22 protein-coding genes and 1 tRNA gene are annotated in these 19,293 nt (G+C 65.8%); 13 read left to right on the top strand and 10 right to left on the bottom strand.

Features of this window, described 5'->3' with window-relative positions; translation table 11 throughout:
- Positions 1-36: 36 nt before the first annotated feature.
- The 5 genes from nrdR (at position 37) to K9B35_RS10315 (ending at position 3,057) form a co-directional block, all read left to right on the top strand.
- Positions 37-498: a transcriptional regulator NrdR gene (nrdR, locus tag K9B35_RS10335; protein WP_224921762.1), complete on the top strand. Its 462-nt coding sequence runs from the start codon at positions 37-39 to the stop codon at positions 496-498.
- Complete coding sequence (locus K9B35_RS10330; protein WP_224921761.1) at positions 495-1,211, top strand: RNA methyltransferase; 717 nt, start codon at positions 495-497, stop codon at positions 1,209-1,211. Before nrdR ends, K9B35_RS10330 begins: the two co-directional genes overlap by 4 nt.
- 4 nt (positions 1,212-1,215) lie before the next feature.
- Positions 1,216-1,500, top strand: a complete 285-nt coding sequence (locus K9B35_RS10325) for a hypothetical protein (RefSeq protein ID WP_224921760.1) — start codon at positions 1,216-1,218, stop codon at positions 1,498-1,500.
- 153 nt (positions 1,501-1,653) lie between these two features.
- Positions 1,654-2,268, top strand: a complete 615-nt coding sequence (gene rpsD, locus K9B35_RS10320) for a 30S ribosomal protein S4 (protein WP_224921759.1) — start codon at positions 1,654-1,656, stop codon at positions 2,266-2,268.
- Between the two features lie 213 nt (positions 2,269-2,481).
- Complete coding sequence (locus K9B35_RS10315) at positions 2,482-3,057, top strand: hypothetical protein (RefSeq protein WP_224921758.1); 576 nt, start codon at positions 2,482-2,484, stop codon at positions 3,055-3,057.
- 46 nt (positions 3,058-3,103) lie between these two features.
- On the opposite strand, the gene K9B35_RS10310 is transcribed toward K9B35_RS10315, so the two are convergent.
- Positions 3,104-5,068 carry an alpha/beta hydrolase family protein gene (locus tag K9B35_RS10310; RefSeq protein WP_224921757.1) on the bottom strand — a complete coding sequence of 655 codons (1,965 nt, stop codon included), beginning with the start codon at positions 5,066-5,068 and terminating at the stop codon, positions 3,104-3,106.
- Positions 5,069-5,245: 177 nt separating this feature from the next.
- On the opposite strand from K9B35_RS10310, the gene K9B35_RS10305 reads away from it, so the two are divergent.
- Genes K9B35_RS10305 through aguB form a run of 4 tightly spaced genes read left to right on the top strand, consistent with a single transcriptional unit; the run spans position 5,246 to position 9,311 of the window.
- Positions 5,246-6,904: a M28 family metallopeptidase gene (locus K9B35_RS10305; protein WP_224921756.1), complete on the top strand. Its 1,659-nt coding sequence runs from the start codon at positions 5,246-5,248 to the stop codon at positions 6,902-6,904.
- A 4-nt stretch (positions 6,905-6,908) separates the two neighbouring features.
- Positions 6,909-7,877, top strand: coding sequence for an agmatine deiminase family protein (locus K9B35_RS10300; RefSeq protein ID WP_224921755.1), 969 nt, complete (start codon positions 6,909-6,911; stop codon positions 7,875-7,877).
- A gap of 9 nt (positions 7,878-7,886) precedes the next feature.
- A complete protein-coding gene (locus K9B35_RS10295; protein ID WP_224921754.1) occupies positions 7,887-8,402 on the top strand; it encodes a CbrC family protein in 516 nt (171 codons plus the stop codon).
- 54 nt (positions 8,403-8,456) lie between these two features.
- On the top strand, positions 8,457-9,311 hold the full coding sequence (gene aguB, locus K9B35_RS10290; RefSeq protein WP_224921753.1) for an N-carbamoylputrescine amidase: 855 nt from the start codon (positions 8,457-8,459) through the stop codon (positions 9,309-9,311).
- Between the two features lie 363 nt (positions 9,312-9,674).
- Here the strand turns inward: aguB and K9B35_RS10285 are convergent, their stop codons facing one another.
- Positions 9,675-10,334 carry a uracil-DNA glycosylase gene (locus tag K9B35_RS10285; RefSeq protein ID WP_224921752.1) on the bottom strand — a complete coding sequence of 220 codons (660 nt, stop codon included), beginning with the start codon at positions 10,332-10,334 and terminating at the stop codon, positions 9,675-9,677.
- Positions 10,335-10,356: 22 nt separating this feature from the next.
- Between K9B35_RS10285 and folK the strand changes: the two genes are divergently transcribed.
- Together folK and K9B35_RS10275 are read left to right on the top strand one after the other, a co-directional pair.
- Entirely contained in the window at positions 10,357-10,824 is a 468-nt protein-coding gene (gene folK, locus K9B35_RS10280) for a 2-amino-4-hydroxy-6-hydroxymethyldihydropteridine diphosphokinase (protein ID WP_224921751.1), read from the top strand.
- Positions 10,825-10,869: 45 nt separating this feature from the next.
- A tRNA-Lys gene (locus K9B35_RS10275) sits at positions 10,870-10,945 on the top strand.
- A 2-nt stretch (positions 10,946-10,947) separates the two neighbouring features.
- Here K9B35_RS10275 and K9B35_RS10270 read toward each other — a convergent pair.
- The 7 genes from K9B35_RS10270 to K9B35_RS10240 all read right to left on the bottom strand — a co-directional run bounded on the left by K9B35_RS10270 (position 10,948) and on the right by K9B35_RS10240 (position 16,329).
- Positions 10,948-11,871: a hypothetical protein gene (locus K9B35_RS10270; protein ID WP_224921750.1), complete on the bottom strand. Its 924-nt coding sequence runs from the start codon at positions 11,869-11,871 to the stop codon at positions 10,948-10,950.
- 132 nt (positions 11,872-12,003) lie between these two features.
- Positions 12,004-12,900, bottom strand: a complete 897-nt coding sequence (locus K9B35_RS10265; protein ID WP_224921749.1) for a hypothetical protein — start codon at positions 12,898-12,900, stop codon at positions 12,004-12,006.
- An 87-nt stretch (positions 12,901-12,987) separates the two neighbouring features.
- A complete protein-coding gene (locus K9B35_RS10260) occupies positions 12,988-14,421 on the bottom strand; it encodes an NAD(P)(+) transhydrogenase (Re/Si-specific) subunit beta (protein ID WP_224921748.1) in 1,434 nt (477 codons plus the stop codon).
- Positions 14,422-14,425: 4 nt separating this feature from the next.
- On the bottom strand, positions 14,426-14,704 hold the full coding sequence (locus K9B35_RS10255) for an NAD(P) transhydrogenase subunit alpha (RefSeq protein WP_066579070.1): 279 nt from the start codon (positions 14,702-14,704) through the stop codon (positions 14,426-14,428).
- A 2-nt stretch (positions 14,705-14,706) separates the two neighbouring features.
- A complete protein-coding gene (locus tag K9B35_RS10250; protein ID WP_224921747.1) occupies positions 14,707-15,030 on the bottom strand; it encodes a hypothetical protein in 324 nt (107 codons plus the stop codon).
- A 50-nt stretch (positions 15,031-15,080) separates the two neighbouring features.
- Positions 15,081-16,202 (bottom strand): NAD(P) transhydrogenase subunit alpha, encoded by a 1,122-nt coding sequence (locus tag K9B35_RS10245; RefSeq protein WP_224921746.1) that lies wholly within the window; start codon positions 16,200-16,202, stop codon positions 15,081-15,083.
- Between the two features lies 1 nt (position 16,203).
- A complete protein-coding gene (locus tag K9B35_RS10240) occupies positions 16,204-16,329 on the bottom strand; it encodes an aa3-type cytochrome c oxidase subunit IV (protein ID WP_224921745.1) in 126 nt (41 codons plus the stop codon).
- Between the two features lie 161 nt (positions 16,330-16,490).
- On the opposite strand from K9B35_RS10240, the gene K9B35_RS10235 reads away from it, so the two are divergent.
- A complete protein-coding gene (locus K9B35_RS10235; RefSeq protein ID WP_224921744.1) occupies positions 16,491-17,921 on the top strand; it encodes a sigma-54-dependent transcriptional regulator in 1,431 nt (476 codons plus the stop codon).
- Positions 17,922-17,925: 4 nt separating this feature from the next.
- On the opposite strand, the gene K9B35_RS10230 is transcribed toward K9B35_RS10235, so the two are convergent.
- A complete protein-coding gene (locus K9B35_RS10230) occupies positions 17,926-18,450 on the bottom strand; it encodes a cytochrome b (RefSeq protein ID WP_224921743.1) in 525 nt (174 codons plus the stop codon).
- A gap of 58 nt (positions 18,451-18,508) precedes the next feature.
- On the opposite strand from K9B35_RS10230, the gene K9B35_RS10225 reads away from it, so the two are divergent.
- Positions 18,509-19,258 (top strand): SDR family NAD(P)-dependent oxidoreductase, encoded by a 750-nt coding sequence (locus K9B35_RS10225; RefSeq protein ID WP_224921742.1) that lies wholly within the window; start codon positions 18,509-18,511, stop codon positions 19,256-19,258.
- Positions 19,259-19,293 lie beyond the last annotated feature (35 nt).

Below are 19,293 nucleotides of genomic sequence, written 5' to 3'. Positions count from 1 at the left end.
CGGGCTGGTGCCGTGCGCCCGTGAGGGCGCCGAGTAATGCGCTGCCCGTTCTGCGGCCACGAGGCGAGTCAGGTAAAGGATAGCCGCCCCACCGAAGACGGCGCCGCGATTCGTCGCCGTCGCCAGTGCGAGGCCTGCGCCGCGCGCTTCACCACGTTCGAACGCATCCAGCTGCGCGAGCTGACCGTGCTCAAGAGTGAGGACAAGCGCGAGCCGTTCGACCGCGACAAGCTGATCCGCTCGGTCTCGCTCGCCTGCCGCAAGCGCCCGATCGACGCCAATCAGGTCGAAAAGCTCGTCTCGGGCATTCAGCGCCAGCTCGAAACGCTGGGCGACCCCGAAATCCCGTCGCAGCGGATCGGCGAGATGGTGATGGAGGGGCTCAAGCACCTCGATTCGGTCGCCTATATCCGCTTCGCCAGCGTCTATCGCGACTTCCGCGAAGCGCGCGATTTCGAGGCATTCGCCAGCAATGTGAGCGAGGTCGGGAAGCAGTGAACCCGGTCATCGTTCTGGTCCGCCCGCAGCTTGGCGAGAATATCGGCAAGGCGGCGCGCGCGATGCTCAATTTCGGGCTCACCGAAATGCGGCTGGTGACGCCGCGCGACGGCTGGCCCAACCCGTCGGCGGGGCCGGCGGCGAGCGGCGCCGACGTGGTGCTCGAACGCGCACAGGTGTTCGAGAGCGTGGCGGAGGCCGTCGCCGATTGTCCGCACGTCTATGCGACCACGGTGCGCAAGCGTGGCGTGACCAAGCCGGTCGTCAACCCGGCCGAGGCTGCGGCGGAAATCCATGCGGCTCCGGGCCGGTGCGCGATCCTGTTCGGTGCCGAGCGCTCGGGCCTCGCAACCGAAGACGTCAACCTTGCGCGCACCATCCTGACCGTGCCGATCAACCCGCAATTCGGCTCGCTCAATCTTGCTCAGGCGGTGATCCTCGTCGCGTATGAATGGTCAAAGGCGCAGGGCCTCGTCCAGCCGCCGCGCACTGAGCTGGACGTGCCGGCACCGCAGGCTGAGCTTGAGGGGCTGATCGGCCATTTCGAGCGGCTGCTCGGCGATAGCGGTTATTACTATCCGCCCGAGCGCGTCGGGGTGACGCGCCTGACGCTGCGCAACCTGCTGACCAAACCGGGCTGGACCGAGCAGGAACTGCGGACGATGCGCGGTGTGCTCTCGGCGCTTGAGGGCAAGAAGCGCAGCCGCAGCTGAAGGGTTGCAGGCGCCGCGTGGCGAGGTACAAGGCGTTGATCTGTACCAGGAGTTTGCCATGCTTGGCACTGTTGTTCTCGCGCTGTTTGCTGCCAGCCCGATCCAAGAGGTGAAGGCGCCAGCGCCCAAGCCGACCAAAGAGCCCAAAATCTGCCGGATCGACGAGGAAACCGGCAGCCGCATGGGCGTGCGCAAGATCTGCAAGACCGCCGCGCAGTGGCGTGCGCTGGAAGATCCGACCGGCATCGTCGAGGAACGCCGCGAGCGCCGCCGGCCAGACCCGGATTGACTCAGTACGGCGCTGCAGCTAAGCGCCCGCCTTCGCAATCGGCCCTGCACTCCGGTGAAGCAGCGGCCCTGTGCGCATGCACAGGCGATACCGGAAATGCGATCAGGTCAGCTTTGGCCGGGTCAACGTCGTAGCAATTGGTAGGAATTTTACATGTCGAAGCGCTCCAGCGCCAAGTACAAGCTCGATCGCCGGATGGGCGAGAATATTTGGGGTCGCCCCAAGTCGCCCGTCAACAAGCGTGAATATGGCCCCGGTCAGCACGGTCAGCGCCGCAAGGGCAAGATGTCGGACTTCGGCATCCAGCTGCGCGCCAAGCAGAAGCTCAAGGGCTACTACGGCGACGTGACCGAGAAACAGTTCAAGCGCGCCTATGAAGACGCGTCGAAGATGAAGGGCGATACCGGTCAGAACCTGATCGGCCTGCTCGAAATGCGCCTCGACATGATCGTCTATCGCGCCAAGTTCGCGCCCACGATCTTCGCCGCGCGCCAGCTGGTCAACCATGGCCACGTCAAGGTGAATGGCGAGAAGTGCAACATCGGTTCGCGCCGCATCAAGGTCGGTGAGACCGTCGAGCTGGGCAGCAAGGCCCGCGAGATGGCGCTGGTGATGGAAGCGCAGAGCCTGGCCGAGCGCGACATCCCCGATTACATCGCACCCGATGGCGCATCGAAGATCACCTTCACCCGCGTCCCGTCGCTCGACGAGGTGCCCTATCCGGTGAAGATGGAACCGAATCTGGTCGTCGAGTTCTACTCGCGCTGATCCAGTCTTCGCGACGAGACAGAAAAGGGCGGTCCTGCGGGGCCGCCCTTTTTCGTTGAGGTTGCTCGAACGATCTGCGCGGGCTTAGTCTGGTACATGGCCACCATCACCCTCTCGTCGGCGATGTCACGAAGCCTTGCGCTGTTGCCGACCATGATTCTCACGGGCTTTCTCCTTGCGCTGGTCTGCCTGGGATTTCAGCTCCTCGTGCCAATGACCCTCTTGCCTCATCTGCCGGGGGAGGCGGGGACAATCGGTCTGTGGAGCGCCGTCGCGCTCTTCATCTATCTGCACGCATTCTTCGTGATGGTGCTCACCGGTTACGGTCTGGGTACGGCGCGGGCGCGTCGCTGGCGTAGCGCGTTGTGGCTGGGCGTGCGGGGAGGAGTGGTGCTGGCGGTCGTCATCGCCGTGGCGCTTGGCGCCTATGTCCTTTCGATTCGGGTCGCACCCGGCCTCGATCGCGGGCTTCCGTGGATCACGATCCTGTGGGCGGGACTGACGGCGTCGCTCGCGCCCGCCCGCATTGCCGCATGGCTGTGGCGTGTCCGGCTCTCACTCGCGCCGCCGCTGGTGCGACTCATGCTGATGCTGCCATGGCTGCTGGTGATCTGGGGTACGGGGCTTCCTGCGCAGCGCTGCACTGGCGAATGTTGGGGCTTGATGGAGGGCGGGATCGTGATGGTCCCGCTGCTCGGGTTACACCTGTTCATCGCCAGCGTGTCGACCGCACTGCTGTCGGCGGCAGGTACCCGAACCGATCCCGTGCCGGATGCCGCGACCGGGTAGCCAAAGGGGAGGGGCGACCCGTCAAAGCCGCCCCGCCCTCCATCGACTACTTCACCGGCGCTTTCAGGAACGCGGCGGTCTTGCGCAGCATCTCTTCGCGCGCGCCGCTGTCCTCCAGATAATGGTCGAGGCCGGGATACTCGACCAGTTCGCTTCGGCCACCGGCAGACTTCATCTTGTCCTGCATCAGCCGTGCCTGGCCGATCGCGACATTCTGATCCATGTCGCCATGGAACATCAGCACGGGTGCCTTGATCTTCGCCGCGTGGCGGGCTGGCGAGCCTTCGACGACATGCGGCCCCGATCCCACGAAGCGCGAGACGACGACAAAGCTGGAATAGCCTTCATTGTCCGACTTGAGCTTTTCCAGGTCCGTCACCGGCGCGATCGCAACCACGCGCTTGAACAGGTCGGGATCGACCACCGCCGATTGCAACGCCGCATAGCCGCCATAGGACCAGCCCAGGATATTGAGTTCGGCCGGATCGGCGATGCCCTGTTTGACCAGCCAGCGCCCGGCATCGGCGACATCGCCGATTGCGACCCGCCAGTCCTGGAACCCGTTGCGCTGGAACCACGCGTCGCCATAGCCAGCCGATCCGCGGAAATTGGGCTGCAGCACGGCAAAGCCCTGGCTGGCAAAATATTGCGACAGCCAGTCAAACCCCCAATAATCGCGCGCGCCCGGGCCGCCATGCGGCAGGACGATCGCGGGAATGTTCTTTCCGCTGCTTCCCGCCGGCATCGTCAGATAGGCGGGGATCATCGTACCGTCGGCGGCGGGGTAGCTGACCGACCGCATGGTCCCCAATGCGACAGCCTCCAGTTCGGGCCGGGTCAGCATCAGCTCGGATAGCTGTTTGGTCGTGCGGTCGAACAGGAAATAGCGCCCGGGATCGGTGTCGCTGCCGGCCCACACCAGCATCCGCTTCTCATCCTCGCTCGAATCGACGATGTCCAGCATGGGCAGCTTGGGCAGCGCCCGACCCAGCATCGTGCGCAGCGTCGCCACGTCCTTGTCGAAATAATGGACATGCGTCTTGTCGGTGGAATAGCTCACGCCGACGACGCGGTTGTTGCGGCCGATCCGCACCAGACCGTCGACATCGACGTTCGGGTGCGCATAGACGAGCGTTTCGGTCCCGCTGCCGTCCAGCGCCTTGCTGAACACGGCGAGCCGCCCCTGATGGCGCTTGAAGCCATAGGCGATGTCCAGCGTCGGATCGACCGCCTGGGGCGTGAACGCCGGATCGGTCTGGTTGGTCGTGTCGATGCGGCTCAGCGCCTCCCATTGCTGCTTGTCCTTGCGGCGGAAGGAATAAAGCCGTGGCCCGATCGAATAGCCGTCGCGCTCGACGATCCGCGCGATGATGCGGACATTGCCCCGGCCGTCGGTGATGTAGCGCGCCGCGTCTTCCGCCGGGCGTTCGACATTGCGCACCTTCATCGTGGTGACATCGATCAGATCGACGCCCACGCCGCGCTTGGTCTGCGCCAGCCGCGTGCCGGTATCATATTCCGGAACATAGCCGCGCATCATCAGTACGCTGCCATCGGTCCCCGGGTTCCAGTCGATCACCGCGCCGCCAAAGCCGGTACTGCCCAGCAGTTCGCGCCCGGTGCCCGGCTGCTCGATCACCTGGACATTCTTTCCGTCCGCGTCCATCGCGACAAGGCGCGAGACGGTCATCAGCAGCGGGTTGGTGATGATCCCCCAGGTGCTGCACAACAGCCGCGTGTTACTGGCCCAGCGGCAATAGCCCACACGATCGGGCTTGCCGTCGGTCACCCCCACGCGGACCGGCGGGGCGGATCCATCGAGCTTGGCGACATAGATCGCCGATCCCCGGCCCGCATGGGGCGAGACATAGACGATGCGTGTCCCGTCGGGCGACAGGCTCACCTGCGCGATCGATTCGCGCGCGCCAAACGCCTTCGCGGCGTCGAAACCCTGTGCGGCCGCCGGTGCCGCAGCCACGGCGAGCGCGGCCCACATGATCGAAAATCGCATAATACCCCCTTGTCGACAAAGGCTATTATCGGTTCGAGTATCGGGCAAGCCACGTTGTTTCAAAAACCGACCAAGGTGGGCAGAGCGGTGGAGGGCACGCCGCACCCGCCGCTTGCCCCGCCCCCGCCCCCCTGCCAATAGTCTCCCCATCACTCGTATCCGTGGAGACGATGCCCCATGCGCCTTGCGCTGCTCGCCCTGCTGGGCCTTGCCGCCTGCTCGACCGCTTCCGACACCGCCGCGGTGCCGGACGTCGCGCTCCCCGCCATGCCGATGGACGTGATGAAGGAAGCGACGCAAACGCTCTCCTCCGACGCATTCGAGGGCCGCGCGCCGGGCACCCCGGGTGAGGCCAAGACGCTCGCCTACCTCGTCGAACAGTTCCAGAAGGCGGGGCTTCAGCCCGGCAACAACGGCAGCTGGTTCCAAGACGTCCCGCTGGTCGCAATCACCGCGCAGAATGTCTCCCCGCTGACCTTCACCGGCGGCACGCAGGCGATGCGCCTCAACTACGGCCCCGAATTCGTCGCCAGCACCTATCGCGTGACCCCGAACATCGCGGTCAAGGACAGCCCGGTCGTGTTCGTCGGCTATGGCATCAACGCGCCTGAAAAGGGCTGGAACGACTATGCCGGCGTGGACGTAAGGGGGAAGACCGTCGTCATCCTCGTCAACGACCCCGATTGGGAAACCGCCGGGCTGCAGGGCGAGTTCGGCGGTCAGGCGATAACCTATTACGGCCGCTGGACCTACAAGTACGAGGAGGCCGCGCGTCAGGGTGCCGCCGCCGCGCTGATCGTCCACGATACCCAGCCCGCCGCCTATGGTTGGAACGTCGTCCAGTCGAGCTGGACCGGCGAGCAACAGGTCGCCGACTCCGCCAACGGCCATTCCGACCAGACCGCCGCCAATGGCTGGATCCAGCTCGATAAGGCCAAGGCTTTGTTCGCCAGCGCCGGACAGGATTTCGACAAGCTCTCCGCCGCCGCCAAGGTGAAAGGCTTCAAGGCCGTGCCGCTGGGTGACGTCAAGGCATCGCTCAGCTTCGACAACAGCATACGCAAGCACGCGTCCAAGAACGTCATCGGCATCCTCCCCGGCACCAAGCGCCCTGACGAGGTCGTCCTCTACACCGCGCACTGGGACCATCTCGGCCGCTGCGAAGCCGCGCCCGATGGCGACGACATCTGCAACGGCGCGGTCGACAACGCCACCGGCACCGCCGCGCTGATCGCGATCGCCAAGGCGAATAAGGACGCCGGCGCACCCGACCGCAGCCTCGTCTTCCTCGCCGTCACCGCCGAGGAATCGGGCCTGCTCGGCTCCAAATATTATGGCGACAACCCGGTCTACCCGCTCGCCAAGACGGTGGGCGGCGTGAACATCGACGCGATGAACCTGACGCCGCCGGCCAAGAACGTCGTCGTCATGGGCATGGGCAAGTCGGCGCTCGACACCTATCTCAAGGCCGCGCTCGCCAAGCAGAACCGCATGGCCAATGCCGAACCGACCCCGGAAAAGGGCTTCTACTACCGCTCCGACCATTTCATGCTGGCGAAGCATGGCGTGCCGATGCTCTATTTCGATGCCGGCGACGATCTGGTCGAGGGTGGCCGCGATGCCGGCCGCGTCGCCGCTGCGGACTATGAGAAGAACAAATATCACGGCCCGAAGGACGAGTTCGATCCCAACTGGAACTGGGCGGGCGCGGAAAAGGATCTTCAGGTCTATTACGCCGTCGGTCGCATGCTCGCGATGACCACCGACTGGCCCAATTGGGTCGAGGGCGACGAATTCCGCGCCGCCCGCGACAAATCCCGCGCAGGAGCCAAGTAACACCGTGACGACCCCGCACCTTCCCCCCGAATGGGCGCCGCACAAGGCCGTCTGGATCGGTTTCCCCAGCCATCCCGATCTGTGGGACTCGCTTGGCGCCGCCCGGGCCGAGGTCGCCGCCTTCGCCCGCGCAGTCCATGCCGGGGGCGCGGGCGAACAGGTGCTGCTGGTCGCCGCCGATGACGAAGCCGCCGCCGCCGCATCGCTGCTGGTCGGCGATACGGCGAAGGTGGTGGTCGCCCCGTTCGGCGACATCTGGCTGCGCGACACCGGCGTGATCGTCGACAGCGCCGGGATCGGCCACGCGTTCGGCTTCAACGGCTGGGGCGGGAAATATGAGTATGATGGCGACGAGGATATCGGCCGCCGCCTCGCCGCGAAGAAGCGGATGGATACGGTCGAGCATGACTGGGTGCTTGAGGGCGGATCGATCGACTGGGACGGCACCGGCCTGGTCGTCACCACCGAACAATGCCTGCTCAACCGCAACCGCAACCCCGGCCTGTCACAGGGTGAGGCGGAGCGGCGACTGCGCGCGGATCTCGGCTTCGACCGCGTGCTGTGGCTCGGTAACGGCCTGGCGCATGATCACACCGACGGCCATGTCGACAACCTCGCCCGCTTCGTCGGCGAAAACCGGCTGGCGATCCCGGTGCCGGAGGAAAACGACCCCAACTGGCTGGTCTACGCCGACGCCAAACGCCGCGCTGAGGCGTTCGGGGTCGAGGTCGTCCCCATTCCCTCACCCGGCCGCGTCATCCATGGCGATGTGGTCGTGCCGGCGAGCTATATGAACTTCTACATCGGCAACGCCGCCGTGGTGGTGCCGGTGTACGGCCAGCCCAATGACCGCAAGGCCGTGGAGACGATCGGCGCCCTGTTCCCGGGCCGCGAGGCAGTTGGCCTGCGCGCGGACCATATCCTGACCGGCGGCGGCAGCTTCCACTGCATCAGCCAGCAGATTCCGAAGTAACCAAGCACTATGGACGCGGATCAGCCGTATTTTCGATTCAACCCGAACGCCTATCGGGAGGGGAACTATCTCGAGGCGTCAGATGACCGTTGCGACGTTTGCACCACGACATGCGGATGGAAGTACACTGGCGTAATCTATGCCACGACGACGCCGACGGTTTGCGCGCGATGCATCGCTAGCGGCGCGCTGGCGAGGTTCATGGCTGATGCGCAATACACCCTGCACGACATCGTCCTTAACGGAGCTGAAGCCTCCCTCGAAACAGAACTGCTGCAACGCACGCCCGGTGTGGCATGCTTCAATCCCTTTGAATGGCCGGTGCTGGACGGCTGGCCGTTGGCGTTTCTCGGCTATGGTCCTGACCCAGAGGTGGCGGGAAATCCCGACGTGCAAGCCGCTATAGCCGCAGCATATACAGAAATGGGCTGGGATGATGAGGAGCCAAATGCGGCTGACCCTTATGCGCTTGTGTTCAAAGAGGTCTATGGCGAGCGCTATCGTGCCGTAATCGATCTGGACTAGCTTTCCCGCGCGAATCACGTGCGCTTTCCCCACCGCGCCCCTAAATACTCCCACATGACCCAGATCACCGTCGCCGCGCTGCAGCTCGCCTTCACCACCGACACGGCGCAGAACATCGCCAACGTCACCGACCTCGTCCGCGAGGCGGCGGGGAAGGGCGCGCAGGTCGTCCTGCCCCCCGAATTGTTCGAAGGCGAATATTTTTGCCGGGTCGAGGATGAGGCGCTGTTCGCGACTGCGCGGCCACTCGCCAGCCATCCCGCCGTCACCGCGATGCAGAAGCTCGCGGCAGAGCTGCAGATTCACATCCCAACCAGCTTTTTCGAGGCCGACGGCCCGCATTTCTACAACAGCCTCGCGATGATTGGCCCCGACGGCAAGGTCGCGGGCGTCTATCGCAAGAGCCACATCCCCGACGGCCCGGGCTATGAAGAGAAATATTATTTCCGCCCCGGCAATACCGGGTTCAAGGTGTGGGACGGTCCGGCCGAAGACGCCGCGCTCGGCGTCGGCATCTGCTGGGACCAATGGTACCCCGAAACCGCGCGCACGATGATGCTGATGGGCGCGCAGCTGCTGTTCTACCCCACCGCGATCGGGTCGGAGCCCTATGACGCCGATCTCGATACCAGCCGCATGTGGCGCCGCGCGATGATCGGCCATGCCGTGTCCAATGTCGTCCCCGTCGTCGCCAGCAACCGCATCGGGACCGAGGGCGACCAGCGCTTCTACGGCCACAGCTTCATCTGCGACGAATGGGGCGACATCATCGCCGAATTCGGCGCCGAGGAAACCGGCGTCCTCACCGCGACGCTCGACCTCGACCGCGCCCGCAAGCACCGCGCCGGCATGGGCTTCTTCCGCGACCGCAGGCCAGAGCTGTACCGGCGCATGGTAGAGGACGTCTGACCAAACAATCCTCCCCCGCCAGGGGGAGGTGGCGCCGAAGGCGACGGAGGGGGAGGACGGCTGCGTCCTCAAGGCTCAAGGGCCGTGCTTCCTCCCCCTCCGTCAGCTACGCTGACACCTCCCCCTGGCGGGGGAGGATCGACCGCCCCCGAAAACCGCTTTCCTACAGACCCCGATCAGGCATATCTCGATTGTCCCTTCGACAACTCGGGGACTGTCCTCATCCCCTTCGCGAACAGCCTGACACCCCGCCATCCGGCGTCGCGCATCTGTCGCGTCGGTGTCGCGTCGCAGGCGCAAACCGGTCGCCTCGCGGTCGCCTCAGCCGAAAATCCACTCAAAAACGTCAGGTTCGTCGGACGCTCACACCGTCCCGCGCAGCTCCAGCGCCCGCTCAAACACCGCCTCGAACATCTCCGCCGTCAGTCGCCCGGTATTCTGGTTGTAGCGCGAGCAGTGATAGCTATCGATCAGCACCCGCCCGTCCGGCATGCGATGCTCCGCCAGATGGGCAAAGCGGCATTTGGGCAGCTTGCCGCCCAAAATCTTGACCGCGCTCTGATGCGCGATCTGGCCCAAGGCGATGAAGATGCGGGCATTGGGCAGCGCATCGACCTGTGCTTCGGCGAACGGGCGACAGGTCCGCGCCTCTTCCGGCGTCGGCTTGTTCTCCGGCGGCAGGCATTTGACCGAATTGACGATGATCGCGCCGCTCAGCTGCAACCCGTCATCGGCGCGGCTCTCATACTGCCCCTGCGTGCAGCCGAACTTGGCCAGCGTCGCGAACATCAGATCGCCGGCGAAATCGCCGGTAAATGGCCGCCCGGTCCGGTTCGCCCCATGCTTCCCCGGTGCCAGCCCGATGATGCCCAGCCAGCCATCCGGGTCGCCGAACGCCGGCACCGGCGCGTTCCACCAGTCGGGATACTCGGCGCGCAACTCCTGCCGCAGCGCGACCAGCCGGGGACAGCGCGGGCAATCGCGGGGTGGCTCGGTATCGGGCAACGGACTTGGCGGGATCATGCAGCCGGGATAGGCGGGGCGGGTGAACGCCTCAACCCACCATTACGTTATCGCGCTGGGATCGAACCGGCGCGGTCGCCATGGCTCGCCGCGACACGAGCTGGCGGCGGCGGTCGCGGCGATCGGCGGTGTCGTCGCGCAATCGCGGGGAATCGAAACCGCCCCGCTGGGCCCCTCGCGCCGCCGCTTCGCCAATGCCGCGATTCTGATCGAAAGCGCCGAAACCCCGCCCGAACTGCTCGCCCGTCTCAAACAGATCGAGCGCGATTTCGGCCGTCGTCGTGGTCGCCGCTGGGACGCGCGGGTGATCGATCTCGACCTGATCCTCTGGTCCGGCGGCCCATGGAGCAGCCCGGGCCTCACCGTGCCCCATCCGCTGTTCCGCCAGCGCGACTTCGTCCTGCGCCCGCTGCTGGCCATCGTCCCGGACTGGCGCGATCCGCTGACTGGACGGACAATCCGTCAACTCGCGGCCTGCCTGCCCGGTTGACCCGCAGCGGATCGCCGCCTAGGTGCAGCGCCTGACCCAGCATGGGGGCCCTTAGCTCAGTCGGTAGAGCAACTGACTTTTAATCAGTAGGTCGATGGTTCGAATCCATCAGGGCTCACCACCTCAGGCCGGCATCAGCCCCAGCCGCGCGACCGCCGTGAAATACCCCCGCATCGCTTCCGCCGCCCGCTCCGACAGCGTGATATGCGCCCGCCGCCGGTCGCCGGGATCGGCCTCGCGCTCGAACAGTCCCGCATCGTGCATCGTCCCGATCCAGCGCAGCGCAGTGGTCGGCGGGACGGAGGCTGCGATACACAGGCTGGAGACTGAAACCCGGGCACGCTCGAGCTTGGCGGCGTACAGGTCGAGCAGCATGTCCCAGGCGGGGTCGGCAAACAGCTCGGGGTGAAAATGCTGGTCCCGCAGCCGTCGGGCGCGGATCGTGGCACGGACGGTGCGCGGCGTAGGATCGGGCTCGCCGCTCGGTTCGGGACGATAGCCACGGCCGGGTTCGCGCAGCTCGCGCCGCACCGGATCGGCGGCGAAATCGGACAGGACGGCCGCGAGCCGCGCGACCTCTTCGTTGAGCAGCCGCAGACGTTCGCTCTCCCGCTCGCGCGTCGCATCGTGCAGCCGCGCACCGGGCGGGGCCGTAGCCTGGGCCAATGCTGCGGCGTAGTCGGACGCGCTCGGATTGCAGAGCAGGGTCGCGCCAGCGTCCATCAGCATCGGTGCGGCTAGGTCGAGCGCGTCGGCGTCGAGCAAGGCTACGATCCGGCAGTCGCCGCCGCGGGTCCAGTCGGAAACCCGCCCGGCGCTTGCCGCCACCCGATCCGGATCGATGCCGGTGCCGTCGATCACGATAAGCTCGGCGGCGATCAGGCTGTCGAGCGCCGCCGCGACCGCATCCGGGGCCACCGCGCCCAGCAAGCGCGCGCCGCTCGCGGCAACGGCTGCCCCATGCCGCTCCTGCACCGCTGCCGCTGCCACGACCAGAACGCGGGCGGCGTCGGCGGCAAGCTCTGCAACCGGCATGGCGTCACTCATCGCAATCCCTCCGCTTTGCGCTGCAATGCGGATGTAATCGCGGGATGGGGCGGCGCGTCAGCACAAGGCAGCTCCGATTTCAACCGGTCTGCCGCCCGTTATCTCCAGAACGGATGCGATAAAGCAAGCGCGTTAGCCGAATACGTCCTCGGCATCGTCCATTTCGTCGTCGAGCAACAGCTTCGCCGCAGTGGCGATGCTCCCGCCGCTCAGTGCTACCCATAGCCCAGCGACGATTGCGCCCCCCAGCGAAGACAGGATCATCATCGGCCCGAGCTGTCCGAAGGACCGCGTCTGCGACTCCATGGCCCGGGCGGCGGCTTCCGGATTGCCGGCGGCGGCCATCATGTCGAACATATAGCTACCCATGGTAACGAGCGAGACCGCCATATTGAGCACGGACACCAGCACCGTGATCACGAATGCAGCGCCGAACAGCGTCCAGAACCGCCCGCGGCTCAGCCGCCACGCTTCGCCCAGCGTGATCCGGCCGCGGTGGAGCGTTAGGGGGAAGGCGAGGGAGAAGCGGACGATGAAGTAGAGCATCACCGCGAACAGCGCGATCATGCCGACGATCATCACGATGACCGTGCCGCCGCTCGACTGGCTGCCCATTGCCGCACCGACGCCGAGCAGGCTGATGAGGATCATGAAGGCGACCATGAGCACGAAGCCGACGATGCCGAACAGGATCACCAGGCCCAGCAACCGCAACTCGTCCATCCCCAGCCGCAGATAGGCGAGGCCGCCCGCGTCTGGCCGCAGTACGGCGCGCATCGCGGCGGCGTAGAGTATGATGCCCACCAGACCCATGACGAAGCTGATCAGATAGACCGGGATCATCGCGCCGATTACCGCGCTCGGATCGGTGGCGACGGCGGGATTCATCGCGGCCCCGAACATCGAGCCGAATGACAGCATCAGCGCGATGTTGCCGGCGAGATAGATACCGGTCCACACCGCGACCGCCACATAGCGTTCGCGCAGCAGCCCGAATGCGCCCTCCAAAATCCGCCCGACACTCAGCATTGCTCATCCCCCCAAGATTGCAGGGGCGATGCTGTCCCGGTCGCGTCGCGATATCAAGCGATTATCAGCGACCGGGACGGAACGGGCTCAGTCGAGCGACTTGACGATTTCCTCGACCATCTTCTTGGCATCAGCGAGCAGCATCATGGTGTTGTCCTGGTAGAACACGTCATTGTCGACGCCGGCATAGCCGACACCGCCCATGCTGCGCTTGATGAACAACACCGTCTTGGCCTTGTTCACGTCGAACACCGGCATGCCATAGATGGGCGAGCTCTTGTCGGTCTTCGCCGCCGGGTTCACCACGTCGTTCGCGCCGATGATGAAGGCGACGTCGGTCTGGGCGAACTCGCTGTTGATGTCCTCCAGCTCGAATACCTCGTCATAGGGGACGTTCGCTTCGGCGAGCAGCACGTTCATATGGCCGGGCATACGCCCCGCGACCGGGTGGATCGCGTACTTCACGCGGACGCCATGCTCCTTGAGCTTGTCGCCCATTTCGCGCAGCGCGTGCTGCGCCTGCGCGACCGCCATGCCGTAGCCGGGGACGATGATGATCTGTTCGGCCTGGCTCATCAGGAAGGCGGCGTCCTCGGCGGAGCCGCGCTTCCACGGGCGATCGGTCGCTGCCGCGCCCGTCGGACCGCCGCTGTCGCCGCCAAAGCCGCCCGCGATCACGCTGATGAAGCTGCGGTTCATCGCCTTGCACATGATGTAGCTCAGGATCGCGCCCGAACTGCCGACCAGTGCGCCGGTGATGATCATCGCGGTGTTGCCGAGCGTGAAGCCCATCGCCGCCGCTGCCCAGCCCGAATAGCTGTTGAGCATCGACACAACCACCGGCATGTCCGCGCCGCCGATCGGGATGATCAGCAGGAACCCGATGACGAAGGACAGGACGAGCACGGTCCAGAACACCCAGTCAGGCGCGCGCAGCTCGACCGTCATGAACGCGATCAGGCCAAGGATCGCGGCCAGCGTGCCAAGGTTGATGATGTGGCGCCCAGGCAGCATGATCGGCGCGCCGCCCATGTTGCCGTTGAGCTTGAGGAAGGCGATGACCGAGCCGGAGAAGGTGATCGCGCCGATCGCGACGCCCAGGCCCAGCTCGATCCGGCTGACCGGCAGGATCAGGCCGGCGTCGGGTGACCCAGCGGGAAAGACGATGCCGAACGCCTCGGGGTTGAGATAAGCAGCGACGCCGACCAGCACTGCGGCAAGGCCGACGAGTGAGTGGAAGCCCGCCACCAGCTGCGGCATGTCGGTCATCTTGATCTTGCGCGCGACGACCCAGCCGAACCCGCCGCCAATGGCGATTGCGCCGATGATCTCGGGCAGTGACGCGATCTCGTGCGTGACGAGCGTCGTCACCACTGCGATCAGCATGCCGGCCATGCCGAAACGGTTGCCGCGACGGCTGGTCGCCGGCGACGACAGGCCGCGCAGTGCGACGATGAAACACACGCCCGCGATCAGATAGGCGAGCGCAACCCAGGGGTTGAGCGGTGTGGCCTCGTGCATCGGCTCAGCCCTTCTTCTTGTACATGGCGAGCATCCGCTCGGTCACGGCGAACCCGCCAAAGATGTTGACGCTGGCCAGCGCCACCGCGATCAGCCCGAGCCATTTCGCGGTCGGGCTGCCGGCAGCGGCCGACGCGATCAGCGCGCCGACGATGATCACCGACGAAATCGCATTGGTGACCGCCATCAGCGGCGTGTGCAGCGCCGGGGTCACCGACCACACGACATAATAGCCGACGAAACACGCCAGCACGAAGATCGACAGGATAGAGATGAAGTCCATGATTACCCCTTCGCACTGCTGCGTACAGCGCTTTCCAGCGCGTCATTTGCCTCTTTGAGCGAGTCGACGGCCCGGCCGCGCCAGCCAGGAGCCTGAAAATCGCAGATCTTGTCCGCCACTGCATCATCCTTGCGCCATTTCGCTGCGGCATCGGTCAGGTGCTTCGTTAATCCGCTTTCACCAGCTTTGAGCAGGATCGTGTCGGTGCGATCCAGCTCGCCGAGAACCGCGAGGTGCTCTTTGGAAAATTGAAGGATCGCGCAGCGGCGTTCGTCCAAGAGTTGCCAATAGGCTTTCGATAGCGGATCGACGGGCAGTTCGGTCACGCCACCGAAAGAGATCGACGCGGCCACGAACGCAAGCGGAGCGCTCACGCTCAACCTAGCAACCTCGGATTCACCACCTTGCCGCCCTGCGTCAGCCGGATCGCGTCGCCGATCTCTTCATCCAGCATCGGCTTGCCCGCTTCCTTGTCCCAGAAGGCCGAGAGGAAGTTATACAGGTTGCGCGCGAACAGCGCGGAGGCGTCGCTCGCCAGTCGGGACGAGACGTTGCGGTGGCCGACGATCTTGACGCCGTGCTTCTCCACGACCTCACCCGCGACCGCGCCTTCGACGTTGCCGCCGGCTTCGACCGCGAGGTCGACGATGACGCTGCCCGGACGCATCGACGCGATCTGTGCGTCGCTGATCAGCCGGGGCGCGGGGCGGCCCGGGATCAGTGCGGTGGTGATGACGATGTCCTGCTTGGCGATGTGCGACGACACGAGTTCGGCCTGAGCGGCCTTATACTCGTCGCTCATTTCGGTGGCATAGCCGCCCGAGCCTTCGCCTTCGATCCCGGCGACATTCTCGACGAAGATCGGCTTGGCGCCGAGCGACTGGATCTGCTCCTTGGTCGCGCTGCGCACGTCGGTCGCCGAGACCTGCGCGCCGAGGCGGCGGGCGGTGGCGATCGCCTGAAGCCCGGCGACGCCGACGCCCATGACGAACACCTTGGCGGCGGACACTGTGCCCGCGGCGGTCATCATCATCGGGAAGACGCGGCCATATTCGGACGCGGCGTCCAGCACTGCCTTGTACCCCGCCAGGTTCGACTGGGACGAGAGGATGTCCATCGACTGCGCACGGGTGATGCGCGGCATGAACTCCATCGCCAGCGCCTCGATCCCGAGCGCGGCATAGGCATCGACGCGCGCGCGCTCGCCGAACGGGTTCAGCCCGGCGACCAGCCACGCACCCGGCTTGATCCCGGCGAGCGTCGCGGGATCGGCACCCTGCACCCCCAGCACGATGTCGGCATCGGCCAGCACGTCGGCGCGCGAGCCGATGCTCGCACCCGCCGTTTCAAAGGAGGCATCGTTTAGGAAACCGGTGTCACCCGCTCCGCTTTCGACGGCGACAACAGCGCCTAGCGAAACGAACTTCTTGACGGTTTCCGGCGTCGCGGAGACGCGCCGCTCTCCAGCGGCGGTCTCCTTGAGGACCGCGATCTTCACGTCAGGCTGCGATCAGCCAGATGACGAACGCGGTGACGATCACACTCGCGATTGTCCCGACCTTCAACAGGCGCATGAATCCGCCATAGGTCGCTTCATGTGCCTTCATGTCGCCGCTCTGGGCCATGCGTCTTCCCCTAATAACGCTGTAATTGTCCCTGTCTTAGCCAGCGGTCGCGCGCCCCTCAACCCCTCTGCGCTTTAGTCAGGCTTAAGCCCGTCTTTACCCGACCGTCTTATGCAAGTGACCGAATTAGGGACAACCGAGACAGGTTGGGGGACTTTGAGATGACGCGCAACGGACAGCGCCAGCTGATGCTGATCGACGAGGAACCGGCGCAGCGCCGGTTGATCGCCGCGATTGCCGCGCGGCGTGGATGGCGCACGATCTTTGCCAGCGACCATGAAACGGCGGTGGCGACGTTGGGCACGCCTGACGGGATGGCGCTCGACGCGATCATCATCGATCACTGGGCGCCCGATTTCGACGCGGCATCGCTGATCGCCGAGTTGCGCGCGAACCGGCCGATGTTGCCAATCTTGCTGCTGACCGCAAATGGGTCGGTTGCGGCGGCGGTGAGTGCGATGCGCGCGGGGGCGACCGACTTCCTGGTCAAGCCGCTCGCCGCCGAACGCCTGCTCGCCGCACTCGACTGCGCGGTGGGGGCGAAGGTCGCAGGCGAGTTGCGCCCGCTGACCGAGAAAATGTCCGCGCACCTCGCCTTCGACGAGATCGTCGGGTCCGCACCGCAATTCCGCGCCGCGCTGGCGATCGCGGCGAAGGCGGCGCGGGCGCGCGTGCCGGTGCTGATCGAAGGTGAGAGCGGCGTCGGCAAGGAAGTGGTGGCTGAGGCGATCCATGCCGCGTCGCCGCGTCACAACAAGGCGGTGGTGCGCGTCAATTGCGGCGCAATCCCCGCCAACCTCGTCGAATCCGAGCTGTTCGGGCATGAAAAGGGCGCGTTCACCGGCGCGTTCGAACGCAAGATCGGCCGCTTTCAAGAGGCCGATGGTGGCACCATCTTCCTCGACGAGATCGGCGAGATGCCGCTCGAGGCGCAGGTCAAGCTGCTGCGGGTGGTCCAGTCGGGCGAGGTTCAGCCGATCGGCGCGCGCCACGCATCGCAGGTCGACGTCCGCGTGATTGCGGCGACCAACAAGACGCTGCTGACCGAGGTTGAGGAAGGGCGTTTTCGCGAGGACCTTTATTACCGCCTCAACGTCGTCCAGGTGACGATCCCGCCGCTGCGCGACCGCGCCGGTGATGTTCCTCCGCTTGCGCGCCACCTGCTTGCCCGGATCGCGGAACAGCCGGGACTGCGGCCGCTTGGTATTACCGACGACGCGCTGGCGCTGCTTGGCGGCTATGACTGGCCGGGCAATGTCCGCCAGCTGCAGAACGCGCTGTTCCGCGCCGCGGTGCTTTGCGACGGCGACGCGCTGACCCGTGCCGATTTCCCGCAGATCGCGCAGCTTGCCGGCGGACGTCCGGCGGGCAGCGCGCAGTCGCATGGCGGGGCCGCGCAAGGGGCGGGGGTGACGCTGTTCAAGCCCGACGGAAACTTGCGTGCGCTCGAAGAGATCGAAGCCGATGTCATTCGCCTCGCGATCGGCCATTATCGCGGGCGGATGACCGAGGTCGCCCGCCGGCTCGGCATCGGCCGCTCGACGCTCTACCGCAAGCTCGGCGAACTGGGGATCGACCAGAACGCGGCGTAGGGTTTCAGCGTCCCGGAAGCATCCGGCGGAGCGTGCCGTCGCGATCGACGAACTGGTGCTTGAGCGCGCCCGCGACGTGCAGGACGATGAGTGCGATCGTCAGATAGACGGCCAGCTCATGCGCCTCACCGGTCAAATCGTGGAGTTCGCCCGATTTGCCGAGCGGCAGGTCGAACCACGGGATGACGCCGAACAGGTCGCCAGTCCCGCGCCGTCCGGTCGACGCCGCCGCCCAGCCGAGCAGCGGTACTGCCAGCAACAGCACGTAGAAGGCGAAGTGGGTGGTGCGGGCCGCCATGCGCTCCCATGCGCCAAGGCTCGCCGCGAGCGCCGGCCAGCGATGGGTCAGCCGCCAGACGAGGCGCACCCCGGTCAGCAGCAGGACGAGGATGCCGATCGACTTGTGCGTTTGAAACAGGGCGGCGCTGTCCATCGTCAGGGCGATGACGATGTTGCCGGTCAGCAATCCGGCGATCAGCCAGTGGAGCAGGATTGCGACGGACGCGTATCGATCAGCGGGTTCGCGCATAAAGTCCTCCAGGTCGCGCCCGCTTCGCGTCGGGGCCCAACATCGTTATGCTACCGTGATGGCACACCGGTTTGAAGCGCGTAATATCCTCATCACCGGCGCCGCGTCCGGCATTGGTCTGGCCGTGGCGCGGTTGCTGGCGGCGGAGGGTGCCGGGCGGCTCATCCTGGTTGATCGTGATGCGGCGGCGCTGGGGGCACTGGATCTTGGGGTAGAGACGCAACGCGTCGTGGGCGATGTCGCGGATGAGCGGCTGTGGGACGGCGTCGACCTGTCCGGGCTCGATCATGCGGTGGTCAATGCCGGGATCGCGGGCGCCGGCGCCATCGCGACGCTCGACTTTGCCGAGTGGCGGCGCATCCTGTCGGTCAATCTCGATGGCGCCTTCCTGACGCTGCGCGCGGCGATGCGGGCGATGGCGGGGCGTGGGGGCAGCATCGTGCTGACCGCGTCGGCGGCGGGGATCAAGGCCGAGCCGGGCGTCGCCGCCTATGGCTGTTCCAAGGCGGCGCTGATCCACCTTGCCAAGGTCGCGGCGAAGGAGGGGGCGGGCGACGGCATCCGCGTCAACGCGATTGCCCCGGCGGGGGTCGAGACACCGGTGTGGGACGCAGTGCCGATGTTTGCGGAGCGCGTGGCGGAAATCGGGCGCGATGCCGCCTTCGCCGAACTCGCCGCAATGGCGACGCCGCTGGGTCGCTATGCCAAGGCGGAGGAAGTGGCGGAGCAGATCGCGTTTCTGCTGAGCGACCAGTCAGCGCTGATCACCGGTACGACGTTGCTCGCTGACGGTGGTTACACGCTGTGAGGCTGGCGAAGCGGGCAGTGCATCCCATATAATCG

The organism is Sphingomonas sp. R647, from assembly GCF_020177055.1.
Classification (GTDB): domain Bacteria; phylum Pseudomonadota; class Alphaproteobacteria; order Sphingomonadales; family Sphingomonadaceae; genus Sphingomonas.
Note: the sequence above shows the minus strand (reverse complement) of the source record. Positions and strands in the feature narration are given on the sequence as shown.